Raw genomic sequence first — 14884 nt, forward strand, 5'->3', positions numbered from 1 at the left:
ACGGATGGCAGGATCGACGGTTGTGAGCGCCCCCGTCCTGACACCGCTGCGAGCGATGGTTCCCGAGGACCTGTCGCCTGCTCAGCAGATCCGCGGCGCGGCCTACGGCCTCATCGGCCTGCACCTCATCCTCAAGGCGTGGGTGCTGATTCCGGCTTGGTTCTACAGCGATGACTTCATCTTCCTCGAGGACGCACTGAAGAACCGCATCACGCCCGACTTCCTGCTGACGCCGCACGACAGCCAGCTGATGCCGCTCGGGGTCGCCATCTCGTCGGTCGTCGCCCATGCGGGTCCCTACAACTGGCTGCTCGCTGCCTCGATCACGCTCCTGCTGCAGGCCGTCGCGGCGATCTCCTGCCTCGCGATGCTCCGCACGGTGTTCGGCGACCGGTGGGCGATCCTGGCGCCACTGGGCTTCTACCTGTTCTCCACCATGGGGATCGAGGCGCTGACGTGGTGGGCCGCAGCCCTGAACGCGATCCCGATCCAGATCGCGTTCTTCCTGCTCGTGACGAGCGTGGTCCGCTGGGCGCGCGAACGTCGAACCCGGTGGGCCATCGCGAGCGGCGCCGCCCTCACGCTTGCGGTGATCAGCGGTCCGCGCGGCCTCGTCATGATCGTCCCGGTCGGGCTGCTGCTCCTGCTGTTCTTCACGCCCGGCCGATGGTGGACCCGACCGTGGCATCTCGTACGCACACACGCTGCGCTGATCGTCCCGCTCGCGGTCGTCGGCGTCGCGTATCTCGTGGTCTACGCCGACTCGACACCTTCGCCGGTGGAGGCGCAGGGCTCGGCGCCGGCGCTGGCGATCGGCAGGAACCTGATCGGCACCTCATGGATCACCTCGCTGGTCGGTGGCCCCTGGCGTTGGGATGAGTACAACCCTCCGATGAGCCGTCCCGATCCACCATCGGTGCTCTACGCCATCGCGGGCCTAGCCGTGCTCGTTATGGTGGTGATGGCCGTGCGCCGCGGAGCCCGTGTCGCGTTCGCGGCTCTGGCAATCCTGGTGGCGCAGCTCCTCGTGACGTACCTCGCGCTGGTCTACGGCCGCGGGCTGCAGCTCGGCGCCAACGCTGGTCTCATGACTCGCTATCTGACCGACACACTCCCCGTGACGGCACTCGTCCTGGGGTTGTTGCTGCTGCCGGTGCGCGAAGCCGCGATGACCTCACGTCCCGCGCAGGCGCGGGGCCATTGGCGAACGTTCGCCGGCGCAGCGATCGCGGTCTTCCTCGTGGGCAGTCTGGTCAGCACCGTTTCGTACGCCTCGGCGTGGCACCGCGACTATCCCGCGCGCGAGTTCGTCGACAACGCCCGCACGAGTCTCGCGGCCGAGCCTGCGGTCATCGCGGAGCTCGAGGTGCCCAACCTGGTCCAGTCCCGCCTGAGCTACCCGAACAACCTGCCGTCGAACCTGCTCTACCCGCTGGGCAAGGAGATCCGGACGGCGTACCGGGGCAATGACGTCCGCATCCTCGACGACCGCGGCGTCCACCGGCAGGCCGCGGTGTTCGCATCAGCCACCTCGCGGCCCGGGCCGGTTCGCGACTGCGGCTTCGCGGTGACGCAGGACGTCACGCGCGTACGCCTCGACAAGACCGTGGCCAACCCGTTCTGGTGGATGTCGATCGGCTACCTCTCCTCTGGCGACGGCGACCTCGAGGTCCGCCTCGACGGCAACAAGGTCGATGACATACGTGTCCAGAACGGTCTGCACACGTACTTCATGCGCGGCGAGGGACCGGTGACCACGGTCGAGCTCAGGTCGACGACGCCTGACCTCACAGTGTGCGTCGACACCGTACGCGTGGGAGACCTGGTGCCGGTCTCATGACGAACGCCTCAACACCACGCTTCCCGGGTCTCGACTCGTTGCGCGCCATCGCGTCGATCGCCGTCGTCGCGACGCACACGTGCTTCTGGGCCGGGGTGTACGGCAACGGCACACTCGGCTCTGCGATGCAGCGACTGGAGGTCGGCGTCGCGGTGTTCTTCGTGCTGTCCGGCTTCCTGCTGTCGTATCCCTTCGTGACCCAGCTGCGCACGGGTCGGCGCCATGACTCGACCCGTCGCTACTTCTGGAAGCGGTCGCTGCGCATCTTGCCGGTCTATTGGGTCGCGGTCGTCGCAGCGCTGGTACTGCTGCCGGCCAACCACTCACTCGGCGTCTCCCGCTGGCTCGACAACCTGCTGCTGATCGACCTCTACCTCAACCCTGCGCTCCCCCACGGCCTGACCCAGATGTGGAGCCTGAGCACCGAGGTCGCGTTCTACCTCGTGCTGCCGCTCCTGATGTGGCTGCTCACGACTTATGTCGCACGGCGCCGCTGGGCGCCTCGACGACTGCTCGTGACTCTGGGCGTGTTGTCGGTCCTGTCCCTCGGGTGGACCGCTCTCGCGGCATCGGCACTCAAGCATGTCGAGGGCATGCATCGGGCGCTGCCGTCGTACTTCATCTGGTTCGCGATCGGCATCGCGCTGGCAGTGCTCGACGTGGATCGCCGGCACCGCGCGGCACCCAGTCGCAACCGGCTCGTCGACGGCGTGACAGTCCTGGCGTCGAGCGCCGGCACCTGTTGGCTGCTCGCCCTCGCCGTCTTCACCATCGCGAGCACCCCGTTGGCCGGCACGCCGGGACTCGTGGCCATCGCCGCCGGCGAGAGCGTCATCCGGACCGGCCTCTACGCGCTGGTCGCCCTCCTCGTGGTGCTGCCCAGCGTCCTCGGCGATCAGCAGTCGGCGTACGCCCGCACGCTCGCGCACCCGTTCCTGCGGCACCTCGGGCACATCTCGTACAGCCTCTTCTGCTGCCACGTCCTGGTGCTCGAGCTCGAGGCGAGATGGTTCGGGTTCCGGCTCTTCCAGAGCGACCCGTTCGTGCTGTTCGCAGTGACCCTGACGATCAGTCTGGTGATCGCCGAGCTGCTCTACCGCTTCGTCGAGATGCCGTTCCTGCGCTGGAAGGATGCCCGGTCTACCGCGCCGGACACGAGGCAACCGATCGCGATCACGACGAGCAGCTGAGGCGCACGGTGGTCGCCGGCCCACGAGTTGAGCCCGGCCCACGGCCGCAGGACGTACTCGATGCCGGCGGCAGCCACGCTGGTCGCCGCCAGCCAGCCCGCCGTCTCAGAGCGCCGGGCGCCGGCGGCGTACGGCGCGGCGACGCCCACCGCAACAGCGGCGAGTCCCCACGGGCCCGCCAGAAGGCCCGCGGTGACCACACCTGCCAGGGTCAGCAGGACGGGCCTGGCGGTGCGGGACGTGCCGACGCGCAGCTGATTCGCGCTCCGCGCCGGCATGAAGGCGATCACCAGGAGGGCGAGCAGCAGCAGTCCACCCCCGGCGAGGGCGAGACGATAGGTGCGGTCGGGAGCGAACGACGTCGTGACGTCGCCCGCATCCGCGCTGGGGGCGAGCCAGGCCTGCTGCCAACCGTTGAGCACGACCGGGGCGAGGGTCTTGCCGCCCTGCTTGGCGACCCAGCCGGGATTGGCGTTGTGGGTCGTCACCACCAGCTCGCCATTGGGCACGGCAGCAGGACGTACCTGGGCCGAGAAGGTCGCCGCCACCGGACGGAAGGCATCGGTGCCCATGACGGTCACCCGGTTGACTCCCTCGCGCAGCTTCGCCCTGTTGCCGCCGCAGACGCGGGCCTCGACCTCGGTGCCGGCGGCCAGCGCGGCCGGAGATGCGTTGAGCGAGGTCTGGCGAGACGTCCCGTTGACCGACACGGTGGGCCCGGTGCCACACGGGAAGCGGCGCTTCTCGGCATCGAGGACCGAGGGGAAGCCGCCGACGCCGGGAACCGCGAGCTCGCTGACCCCCAGCGGCAGCCGCTGGATACCGCCGCTGAAGTCGACCGAGAACCGTGGAGCACCGCCGAGCAGCTGGATCCGGACCGAGTCCGTCCGCACCGAGCTGAACCGCACGACGCCGTCCTCGACCGGCGCGGTCGTGTTGCTGCCGTCGGCGAATGTCAGGCGTACACGGTCTGGCGCCGTCGCGGCCAGCAGCGGTGACGTCGAGAGCCGCAACCTCGAGATCGCGCGCTCGCCGACCCAGTTGACCGAGAGAGTCGGTCCTACATCGTCCTTGGCGGCGACCCAACCGGTAGTCGTCCGGCCGTCGACCGCCGCCAGAGGCCCGGCTTGAGCGGCAGGCGTCAGCTGTGAGCTCGCCGCAACAGAGGTCAACCGGCCCCTCTGCAGCAGCGCGGTCAGGGCCCGGCCGCCGGTCGGCGCGACGCGCACGCGCAGGTCGTACGAACCGCCGGAGCCGAGGGTGACCTCGCGGTCCAGGATGCGTCCGCTGTCACCGGTCGAGAAGTACGCCGCGGAGCACCTCGGGACGCCGTCGAACGTCGCGCAGCCGTCGTCATAGCCCGGGCCGGCTTGCAACAGGATGCGAGACGGTGCCGCCCAGGCTGCGGGAACGGTCGGCAGGACCAGTGGACGCGACATCTGGACCCCGCTCATCCGGACGTCGTCGACGACCAGTCGTTTCTCGTACGTCGACCGGCCGGAGATCACGACCGAGGAGACGCGTCCGACATCGATGACGGCGGGGACCGACCCTTCGACCTGTACGCGACGGGGGCCCTGCTCAGTCGTCACCGTGATCACGCGCGACTCCCCCGCAGGCAGGTCCAGCGTGATCGAGAGGCTGCCGACATCGACCCGCTTCTTGAAGTCGACGCGCAACCACGAGACCTTGCCCGCATCGGCCAGGTCGGGCTCCCAGCCCGTCGCCGGATCACCGTCGAAGGCTGCCCAGGTCTGCCTGGACTGGTCGATGTGCGGGATGGCACCGACATCTGCCGCAGACGAGGATGACGAGATCGACTTGGCTCCACGCAGGTCCGGCACCGTGAGCCAACGGTCCTGCTCGGCCTGGTCGTAACGGTGCACGCGGCGGTGTGTGCTGTACGCCTCACTCCGGGTCAATGAGCCGGAGCGCTGATGGTTGACCGCGCCGAACGCGACCTCCTGGCGACGGTTGCCGTCGGTCAGCAGGGTCGAGGCGTACGGCCGCTTGGTGTCGGCGTCCTTGGCCATCACGACATCGGCCCCCCGCGTGTCGCCGGACTCATCCAGCGCGATCAACGAGTCAGGGTCGCCGATCAGGACCGGAGTGTCCGAGAGCGCCTGGGTCGTCAGACCTGTCAGCGGGTTGTCGAGCGAGAAGAGCTCCAGCGCGGGGCGGGTCGCCTGCCAGCCACCGTCGACGAACACGTCCCGGCCGTTCGCGTCTGGAAGGGTGGGACCGCCGCCGACCTTCGGACCGAACGACGCGACCCGGTGCACACCCGGGGTCGTTGTCAGCGTCGCCCGTACGAGCTCCGGCGGCACGATGTCCTGCCGCCGGTTGAGGTCGTTGCGGACGACGATGGTGCTGATGCCGGCCCGCCTCATGAAGTTCGTGAGTCCAACGCTGCCATGCCCTGTCGCGAGCTGGTGCGAGATCGCGTCCAGCATCTCGATGTTGCCCCCTGGCGCGAGCGGGATCAGATTGCGGACCGCCCACGGCGACGACGCCAGCGCCTGCAACGGCTCGTCGCTGGTCTTGCCCCAGACGTAGTCACCGAACGGCGTGGCGGGCGTGAGCAGGGCACGCCCCTCGGAGTTGGCCGCCAGCCAGTTCGCGGCTTGTTTCCAATAGCCCGGGACCTCGGTGAATGACGAGCGGTTCGCCACCGATGCGGACCACGCCGGGGTGGTGGCGCCGATCAGGGCGGCACACGCAAGCACCGCCGCACCGATCGCCGACGGATCGAGCCGGCGTGCGGCCTGGCCACTGCGTGCAGCCCGCGAGCGCGCGAACACCGAGAGCGCGTGACACAGCCCGAGCACCAAGGGCAGTCGGATCACCACGTCGTACTTGTGCGTGTTGCGCAACGGCGCAAGAGCCCCGTCGAGGGCGTCCTGGATCGACGAGGCGCCGAATCCCTCGGAGGCGCCGGTGTGCCCGAGAGTCACGAGCACGAGACCGGCGAGCAACCCGGTGACGAGGAATCTGCGGTGCCGCAGGTCCGACCGGGCCAGGCCCAGGATGCCGAAGCAGAGGACGACGACCCCGTTGGCGATCAGCAGCGGCTCGGCGAGCAGCCGGTTGCCGGCGTCGGCGTTCAGGTCGACGTACGGGACCCAGTCGGTCGTTCCGCGCAACGCGTCAAACGCCGACGCCGCGAACGTCGTGTTGCTGGCGCTCTCGATGTAGTCCAGGAACGCGGGGCTGTAGCGACCGAGCAGGAACAACGGCAGGAGCCACCACAGTGTGCCCATCAGAACGAAGACCGGCCACCACACCATCAGTGAGCGGCGCCGCGGGCTGCCGGGCGCGAAAAGCAGCCACAGTGCGGCCAACGGGATCACCGCGAACGTCGCAGCTGCGTTGACGCCGCCCACGCACGCCACCGCGATCGCCGACCATGCGGCCATACGCCGGGTGCTGCCGCGCTGGAGCCCGATGACGAGTGGGATCAGCACCCAGGGAGCGACGGCAGAGGGCCACACCTCGATCGACGACGGCCCGATGACGCTGAGGAACCGCGGCGACAGGGCGAAGGCGAGCCCTGCTGCGACCCGCGTCCAGCCGTGCCCGATTCCGAGAACTCCGCACAGCTTGACGACGCCCAGGAAGGCGACGACGAAGATCACGCTCCACCACAGCCTCTGGGTCACCCATGGGGGCAGGCCGATCCCGTCGCCGAGCGCGAAGAACGGCCCCATGGGGAACAGGTAGCCGTACGCCTGGTTCTGCACCTGGCCGAAAGCACCGTTGGGGTCCCACATGTGGAGCGAGCGACCGAGGAAACCCACCGGGTCCACGGTCAGGTCCAGCTTGGTGTCGGTCGCGATGCGACCGGGCGCCTGGATGAAGGCGACGGCGACCAGCACCATGCTCCACGCGCCCAGGCGCAGGCGCCACAACAAGCTGTCGGATCTCTGGGTGTCGTCCCGTTGGGTCACGTCTTCCTCAGCACGATCGCGAGGTTCCACGTCACCAGCTCACGGACGACCGGCACGCGCAGGACCCACCACGACCAGCGCGGCAGGTAGCGCGGCATCACCGCGACGATCTCGGCGGCCGACTGTCGGCGGGACCAGCGCAGCCCGGCGGCTGCCGTCACCGGGAAGAGCGACGTGCCGAAGACGTTCTTGGGTGGATGCCCGTGCTTCTTCTCGTAGCGCCGGGCGGCCCGATGGCCACCCAGGAAGTGCCACGGTGAGGTCTCGTGACCTCCCCACGGGCCGTACCAGAGCGTGTAGGAGAGGAAGACCAGCCCGCCGGCCCGCGTCACCCGCACCATCTCGTCGGCCATCGTCCACGGCTCGCTGACGTGCTCGAGGACGTTGGAGGAGTACGTCACGCCGAAGCTGTCGTCGGCGAACGGAAGCTGCATGCCGCTGCCGAGCACCGTGCCGCTCTCGGGATCACCCAGGCCCGACAGCTCGCCGAGATCGGCGTCGAGCGGGGTGTAGGTCGCCCCGGCGCCGCGGAACGCGTCGGCGAAGTAGCCCGGTCCGCCCCCGACGTCGAGCACCCACTGGCCGTCCAGGTCGGCGTACGTACGGATCTGGTCGACCGAGTCCCGGGCGAGGGTTCCGTAGAAGTGCGCGGGGTCGGTCTGCTCGACCCGGAAGGCCTGGAACAACCGCCACGATCGGCCCAGATCAGGGCGAAAGGGCAGGTCAGGCACGCCGAAAGGATACGGGAGGGGTGGACCACCCCGGTGTTAACATTTACCGGTCATGTTGAGGGACATGACGTCGCCACGTTGAGGGACGTGCCGAGGGAGCAGCCGGCGTCACGTCGGCACCGAAGGAGGGGCCGGCAACCCGCCGGCCGACGATGCACATCCTTTTCTGCAACTGGCGAGACACCAAGAACCCCGAAGGCGGGGGCTCGGAGCGCTACGTCGAGAACATGGCTCGCGGCCTGGTCGAGCGCGGCCACCGCGTCACGATCGCGTGCGCTTCTCACGACGCGGCCCCGCACGACGAGGTCGTCGACGGGGTCAGGTTCGTGCGCCGTGGCACCAAGCTGGACATCTACGTCCGGACGTTCCTCGCCCTCCTGCTCGGCCGCTACGGCAAGGTCGACGCCGTCGTCGACGTCCAGAACGGACTCCCCTTCTTCACCCGGCTCGCCACGCGCAAGCCGGTCGTCGTGCTGGTGCACCACGTGCACCGCGAGCAGTGGCCCGTGGTCTACCCGGGCCTCGTCGGTCGCATCGGCTGGTGGATCGAGAGCCGCGTCGCCCCTCGGTTGTATCGGCGCAGCGCGTACGTCGCGGTGTCGCAGGCGACTCGCCTCGAGCTCGTGGAGCTCGGCGTCGACCGTGAGCGGATCACCGTCATCCACAACGGCAACGACCCGGCACCCGCCGTCACGGCAACCCGGTCGGTCACACCGCGCATCAGCGTCGTCGGGCGCCTGGTCCCGCACAAGCAGGTGGAGCATGCCATCGACGCGATCGCCGCGATGCAGTCCGACCACCCCGAGGTCGTCCTCGACATCCTCGGGGCTGGCTGGTGGGAGAACGAGCTGCGCGCCCACGCCGAGCGGAGCGGAGTCGCCGACCGGGTCGTGTTCCACGGGCACGTCGACGACCAGAGCAAGCACGAGCTGCTCGCGCGGTCCTGGGTCATGGCGCTCCCGTCGCTCAAGGAGGGCTGGGGCCTGGTGATCGGCGAGGCCGGCGCGCACGGCACGCCCGCGGTCGCCTACAGCACCGCTGGTGGCACGACCGAGTCGATCGACCACAAGGACTCGGGCGTCCTGGTCGACACCCCCGATGAGCTGGTCGCGACACTGCGCGAGCTGATCGAGGACCGCGAGTGGCGGGAGTTCCTCGGCCAGGGCGCGCTTGCGAAGTCCAAGACCTTCACCTGGCAGGGCTCGCAGGCTGATTTCGCCGCGATCCTCGAGACGTCCGGGCGGTAGGAGCAGGTCCGGACGCACGAAGGGCGGGCTCCGAGGAGTCCGCCCTTCGTCGCGTCCGGGACGCGGTGTTTCAGTTGTTGGAGCCGTAGCTCACGTTCGTCGACGAGATCGGCTTCTCGTTGGCACTCTGCTGAGTCTGGACGACGCCCACGACAGTGGCTCCGGCCAGGCCGAGTCCGGCGATGAAGGCGATGATGCCGCCTGTAAGTGTTCCCACGTTGTTGTCCTCCCTCGAGACCACGCAAGGTTAACAGGAGGTGAGGGTCACGTCTTCGTCCGCGAGGGCGGCGGCACGGGCTTGCGGCGTCGACGCTCGACCGCCCCGCGTACCACGCCGACGAGGGACAACAGCAGCGTCAGCCCGGCCACCGCCCAGGTGGCGATCATGACCTGCCGGTCCTCGTTGTCGATCGCCATGGGCCGGGCACCCGGGATGGCGAACACCCGCAGCGTGCGGCCCTTCACCTCGAGCTCCCTAGCGCCTCTGACCTGCCGTAACGCCGCACGAGCTCCCGGTGCGTCAGTCTCCACGACGACGATCCCGATGCCTTGGCGAGCGAGGCCGCGTCGGACGTCCGTGCCGCGCAGCACCCGCTGGATGCGAGCCGCACGAGGATCCTCTCCCCCGATCGTGCGGCCGGAGACCACGAGGTCGTCGTTGACCACGGTCGTACGGTCGAAGAACCGGCCGGCCGGATCGAGCACCGACGTGTCGTGGTTCCAGGACGGCCTCCGGTACGCACTGAAGGGCAGCACGACGATGTCCCCGCGCACCTTGGTGATCTCCACGATTCGCCGCGCGTCGGTCCAGGCCGCCGGGTACGTCGCGGGCTTCAGCCGGTCCCCCACGCCCCACGCCATGTCGGGCATCGCGGCGAGCGGCAGCACGAGGGCGAACACCATGACCGGCACCTCCCACGCGGTGAACTCGGCGCGGTAGAAGATCGTGTGCACGCCGGCTCCGAAGGCCACGGCCTCGAGCGGAACCAGCAGGGCGAGCCAGCGCGTGCCGTCACGGACGAGGCCACCGGCCGGTACGTCCGCGACGATCCGGGCGACCAGGTCCGGAGCGAGCCAGCCGGCGAGAGCGACCGCGAGCCCGAGCCCGCCCGCGACGCACAGCACGGCCAGCAGCCGCCCGTCATCACGCCACATCGTGACCGTCCCGACGACGATGACGGCACCGATGGCGATCGAGATGAGCACGGCGATCACCAAGGTGCGTGAGGTCGGCACCACCTCGGTGTTCCAGATCCCGCCGAGGGTGAGTGCCGAGCCGAGACGGCCGAAGTGACCTTCGGGCTGCAGGTCGAACAGGCCCACGGCGGCAGGGTCGCTGCGCGAGATGGCGGAGTGCAGGAGCCCAGCCACGATCCACGGACTGTTGACGAGGGCAGCCAGCATCACGACACCGACCACGCCCCGGCGCCAGGCGACGACGACGCCGAGGACGAGGCCCATGACTCCCGTCGCGGGGGTCAGAGCGGTTGCCGCAAGCGCGAGTGCGACGACCGACCAGCGCTGATCGCCCTTGCCACCGAGAGCGTCAATGAGCCACGGCATGGCGGCACACGCCAGCAGCAGCGGCCACTGACCCAGCACGAGACGCTCGGCGATGAACGGGTTCCACACGGCGAGCGTGGCAGCCGCCAGCTGGGCCACCAGTGGACGCTCGCGCAGCAGCCGCGCGGTGCCCAGCGCCAGCAGGAACGACGCCGCGAACAGCACGATCCGCTGGACCACCGCCGCCGGGAGCACAGCACCGAGCAGGGCCACGATCGCGTCCGACGGCACGGCTCGGGGCAGCCCCGTGCCGAGACCCCAGACCTCCGGTCGGTCGAGGTCCAACGTGGGAACCCACACCATGTCGTACGACAGGACGTATCCCCGCGAGAACAGCGGCAGGCACACGGCCAGCGCCAGCAACGCGGACCAGCCGGGCACGGCCGGCCGATGGAGGTCGAGCTGTTGCCATCGCCTCATGCTCGCCCCTGCTCTTGTCCGACCCCGGCCACGGCTATTGTGCCGTGGTGAGATCCACGCGCGCGACCATGACGGGTGGAACGCTCGTGGCGGCCGGCATGATGACGATGAACATCGCGGTCTACGGGTTCAACGTCATCGCTGCTCGAGCACTCGTGCCCAAGGAGTTCGGGGCCCTCACCGCACTGTTCGGCATCCTGCTGGTGGGGACCGTCGCCTCGTTGGGGCTGCAGGCGGTCACGGCGCGCCGGCTCGCGATCGATCACGACCACCGCGACGCCATCATCGGTGCAACCGTCAGGGTCACGGTCATCGTCGCGTCGGCCGTCGGCCTGTTGGTTGCCGCCTCCACGGTCGTCCTCACCCCTGTGCTCAAGCTCGACGACTACTGGGCCGTGGTCCTGTGTGGCGCGACCCTCGTGCCGCTCACCGTCATGGGCGCCGAGTCGGGCATCGCCCAGGGCACGGCACGCTGGGGCGCCCTCACCGCGATCTACGTCGGCAACGGGCTCGGCCGCCTGCTGGGTGGCGCGCTGGCCCTCGTCATCTCGCCCACCGTCAATTCCGCCATGATCGGCATCGCGATCGGCTCCTGGCTGCCCGCCCTCGCCGGCGCACGGCTCATGATCGGCCACGGCCGCGGCGAGCTGATCAGCCGGCGCCCGCTGCTCAAGGAAGCGCTGTTCTCGACGCACGCCCTGCTCGCGTACTTCGTGCTCAGCAACCTCGACTCGCTGATCGCCCGCAACCGCTTCGACGAGCACGAGAGCGGGCTGTACGCCTCGGGGCTCATCCTGGCCAAGGCTGCGCTGTTCTTCCCCCAGTTCGTCAGTGTCGTGCTGTTCCCTGACCTCGCCCGCGCGACGACGCATCACGCCCGGCTGCGCGCGGTCTCGTTGGTCGCCGGTTTCGGCGCGCTCGCCGTGCTGGCGACCGCGGCGCTGCCCCACCTCGCCCTGATCCTCGTGGGTGGTCACCAGTACGACGAGATCATGGGTCGCCTCTGGCTGTTCGCCGTCGCCGGCTCCTGCCTGGCCGTCGTGCACCTGCTGGTGTTCGACGCTCTCGCCAGGCACGCCCACGGCATCGTCGTGATGATCTGGGGCGCCGTCGTCGCGGTGGTCGTGGCTGCGTACGGGCTGGGCGTCGGCATCAACGGCCTGGTCCTCACCGTCGCGCTGGTGGCCGCCGCACTCGCTGCGGTGGTGTTCCTGTTCGCCCCGACGGGGCGACGGGCGCCAGCGCTTCGCTGACGAAGGTCAGTGACCGGCTTCGTGCCACGTGCGGCCGACGCCGACCGACACGTCGAGGGGCACGGACAGCTCGGCCGCCGAGGCCATCTGCTCGCGGAGCAGGTGCTCGACCTGCTCCTGCTCCCCCGCAGCGACCTCGAGCACGAGCTCGTCGTGCACCTGCAGGAGCATGCGCGAGGTGAGACCAGCGGCATCCAGCGCCCGCTCGACCCCCAGCATCGCCACCTTGATGATGTCCGCAGCCGAGCCCTGGATCGGGGCGTTGAGCGCCATGCGCTCGGCCATCTCGCGCCGCTGCCGGTTGTCGCTCTGCAGGTCGGGCAGATAGCGGCGGCGGCCCATGATCGTCTCGGTGAAGCCGGTCTGCCGGGCCTCGTCGACGAGGCCTCGCAGGTAGTCGCGCACGCCGCCGAACCGCTCGAAGTAGTCGTCCATCAAGCCCTGCGCCTCGCCGGTGGAGATGTTGAGCTGCTGGCTGAGGCCGTAGGACGAGAGCCCGTAGGCCAGGCCGTAGTTCATCGCCTTGATGCGTGCCCGCAGGCCCCCGTCGATCTCACCTGGTTCCTTGGCGAACACCTTGGCCGCCATGACGGTGTGGAAGTCCTCGCCGGAGTTGAACGCCGCGATCAGGTCGGCGTCCTCCGACAGGTGGGCCATGATGCGCATCTCGATCTGGCTGTAGTCGGCCGTCACGAGCGTCTCGAAGCCCTCGCCGACACAGAACGCCTCGCGGATGCGCCGGCCCGACGCGGTGCGGATCGGGATGTTCTGCAGGTTGGGGTCGTTGGAGCTCAACCGGCCCGTCGCGGCGATCGTCTGGGCGTACGTCGTGTGGATCCGGCCGTCGTCGGAGATCGACTTGCGGAGCCCTTCGACGGTCTGGCGCAGGCGGGTGACATCGCGATGGTCGAGCAGGTGCTGCAGGAACGGGTGCTCGGTCTTGTCGTAGAGCTGCTGCAACGCCTCGGCGTCGGTCGTGTAGCCGGTCTTGGTCTTCTTGGTCTTGGGCATGCCCAGCTCGTCGAACAGCACGACCTGCAGCTGCTTGGGCGAGCCGAGGTTGATCTCCTTGCCGCCGATCGCCGCGAATGCTTCGGACGCCGCGTTCTGGGCGCGCGCAGCGAACTCGGACTCGAGCTCGATCAGGTGATCGTCGTCGATCGCGATGCCGGTGCGCTCCATGCGAGCCAGCGTCGCCACGAGCGGCAGCTCGACGTCGTGGATCAACGCCGTGCCGCTGGCCTGCTCGACCTCCTGGTCGAGCACCGCGGCCAGGTCGAGCGTGGCCCGGGCCCGGAGCATGCCGGACTCGGCACCGATGTTGTCGGTGTCGAGGGTCAGCTGGCCGGAATTGTCGGACTCGTCGCGCAGCTCGCGCTTGAGGTAGCGCAGCGACAGGTCGCCCAGGTCGTAGGACCGCTGGTCGGGCCGTACGACGTATGCGGACAGCGCCGTGTCGGCGGCCACGCCCCGGATCGGCCAGCCCTTGGCCTCGAGCGCCAGCGACGGACCCTTGGCATCGTGGAGCACCTTGGGCCGGTCCGGGTCGGCGAGCCAGGCCGCGATGGCCGCGTCGTCGTCGGCGGTGATGTCGTCGGTGCTGATCCACGCCGCAGCCTCGTCTGACGCGACGGCGAGCCCGACGACGTCGCCCGTGCCACGGCCCCACGAGCCCTGCACGTGGAGGCCGAGGCGGCCGCCGGACTTGGACTGTGTCTCGAGCCACGCGGCGACCTCGCCGGGCGCCAGCGTCGTGCCCTCGAGGTCGAAGCCCTCCTCGGCCTGCGGCTCGACCTCGCCGAACGCCTCGAACAGCCTGGTCCGCAGCGCGTTGAACTCCAGCGCGTCGAACACCGTGTGGATCGCGTCGCGGTCCCACACGGTGTCGAATGCGAGGTCAGCCGGTCCCGCGGGCAGGTCGAGGTCGAGGATCAGCGCGTTGATGCTGCGGTTGCGCAGGACGCTGTCGAGGTGCTCGCGCAGCGACTCACCCGCCTTGCCCGGCACGTTCTCGACGTCGTTGACGAGTGCCTCGAGCGTGCCGTACTGGTTGATCCACTTGGCGGCGGTCTTGGGTCCGACGCCGGGCACACCCGGCAGGTTGTCGCTGGTCTCGCCGACCAGCGCGGCGATGTCGGGATAGTGATCGGGCGTGACGGCGTACTTGTCCTGGACCGCGGTGGGCGTCATGCGGGCCAGGTCGGAGACACCCTTGCGGGGATAGAGCACCGTCGTCTTGTCGCTGACGAGCTGGAGCGCGTCACGATCGCCCGTGCAGATCAGCACCTCCATGCCGGCCGATTCTGCGCGCGTCGTGAGGGTGCCGATGATGTCGTCGGCCTCGAACCCGTCCTTCTCGAACGTCGTGATGTGCAACGCGTCGAGGATCTCCTTGATCAAGGGGATCTGGCCGGTGAACTCCGGCGGCGACTTGGAGCGGTTGCCCTTGTACTCGGCGTACTGCTCGAGCCGGAACGTCTTGCGGGAGACGTCGAACGCGACGGCGACGTGCGTCGGCCTCTCGTCGCGCAGCACGTTGATGAGCATCGACGTGAAGCCGAACACCGCATTGGTGCTCTGGCCCGTCGTGGTCGAGAAGTTCTCGACGGGGAGGGCGAAGAAGGCACGGTAGGCGACGGAATGACCGTCGATCAGCAAGAGGCGGTCCACCCGGTCGACTCTAGTCGCCGGGT

The 14884-nt window shown here is 69.3% G+C and carries 9 protein-coding genes; 4 read left to right on the forward strand and 5 right to left on the reverse strand.

Annotated elements, in window-relative coordinates:
* The first annotated feature begins 22 nt into the window (after positions 1-22).
* Together BOSE46_RS13010 and BOSE46_RS13015 are read left to right on the forward strand one after the other, a co-directional pair.
* Complete coding sequence (locus BOSE46_RS13010) at positions 23-1840, forward strand: glycosyltransferase family 39 protein (RefSeq protein WP_159540644.1); 1818 nt, start codon at positions 23-25, stop codon at positions 1838-1840.
* Positions 1837-3030 carry an acyltransferase gene (locus tag BOSE46_RS13015; protein WP_159540645.1) on the forward strand — a complete coding sequence of 398 codons (1194 nt, stop codon included), beginning with the start codon at positions 1837-1839 and terminating at the stop codon, positions 3028-3030. The genes BOSE46_RS13010 and BOSE46_RS13015 overlap by 4 nt, the downstream gene beginning before the upstream one ends.
* On the opposite strand, the gene BOSE46_RS13020 is transcribed toward BOSE46_RS13015, so the two are convergent.
* Positions 2934-6977, reverse strand: a complete 4044-nt coding sequence (locus BOSE46_RS13020) for an alpha-(1->3)-arabinofuranosyltransferase (RefSeq protein WP_159540646.1) — start codon at positions 6975-6977, stop codon at positions 2934-2936. The genes BOSE46_RS13015 and BOSE46_RS13020 overlap by 97 nt on opposite strands.
* Positions 6974-7708, reverse strand: a complete 735-nt coding sequence (locus tag BOSE46_RS13025; protein WP_236551746.1) for a class I SAM-dependent methyltransferase — start codon at positions 7706-7708, stop codon at positions 6974-6976. The genes BOSE46_RS13020 and BOSE46_RS13025 overlap by 4 nt, the downstream gene beginning before the upstream one ends.
* Before the next feature lie 152 nt (positions 7709-7860).
* Here BOSE46_RS13025 and BOSE46_RS13030 point away from each other — a divergent pair, with 152 nt between their 5' ends.
* On the forward strand, positions 7861-8955 hold the full coding sequence (locus tag BOSE46_RS13030; protein ID WP_159540647.1) for a glycosyltransferase family 4 protein: 1095 nt from the start codon (positions 7861-7863) through the stop codon (positions 8953-8955).
* Between the two features lie 70 nt (positions 8956-9025).
* Here BOSE46_RS13030 and BOSE46_RS13035 read toward each other — a convergent pair whose 3' ends face one another.
* Positions 9026-9172, reverse strand: a complete 147-nt coding sequence (locus BOSE46_RS13035; RefSeq protein WP_159540648.1) for a DUF2613 domain-containing protein — start codon at positions 9170-9172, stop codon at positions 9026-9028.
* A gap of 47 nt (positions 9173-9219) precedes the next feature.
* Positions 9220-10938: a hypothetical protein gene (locus BOSE46_RS13040; RefSeq protein WP_159540649.1), complete on the reverse strand. Its 1719-nt coding sequence runs from the start codon at positions 10936-10938 to the stop codon at positions 9220-9222.
* Between the two features lie 47 nt (positions 10939-10985).
* Between BOSE46_RS13040 and BOSE46_RS13045 the strand changes: the two genes are divergently transcribed.
* Complete coding sequence (locus tag BOSE46_RS13045) at positions 10986-12191, forward strand: polysaccharide biosynthesis protein (protein ID WP_159540650.1); 1206 nt, start codon at positions 10986-10988, stop codon at positions 12189-12191.
* Between the two features lie 6 nt (positions 12192-12197).
* On the opposite strand, the gene polA is transcribed toward BOSE46_RS13045, so the two are convergent.
* Positions 12198-14861: a DNA polymerase I gene (gene polA / locus BOSE46_RS13050; protein WP_159540651.1), complete on the reverse strand. Its 2664-nt coding sequence runs from the start codon at positions 14859-14861 to the stop codon at positions 12198-12200.
* Between the last annotated feature and the right edge of the window lie 23 nt (positions 14862-14884).

This window comes from Aeromicrobium sp. 9AM (assembly GCF_902506105.1).
Classification (GTDB): Bacteria; Actinomycetota; Actinomycetes; order Propionibacteriales; family Nocardioidaceae; genus Aeromicrobium.

Excerpts from the sequence above, each read along its gene's own strand:
- BOSE46_RS13015 (WP_159540645.1), top strand. The coding sequence starts at position 1,837 with ATGACGAACGCCTCAACACCACGCTTCCCGGGTCTCGACTCGTTGCGC.
- BOSE46_RS13030 (WP_159540647.1), top strand. The coding sequence starts at position 7,861 with ATGCACATCCTTTTCTGCAACTGGCGAGACACCAAGAACCCCGAAGGC.
- BOSE46_RS13040 (WP_159540649.1), bottom strand. The coding sequence starts at position 10,938 with ATGAGGCGATGGCAACAGCTCGACCTCCATCGGCCGGCCGTGCCCGGC.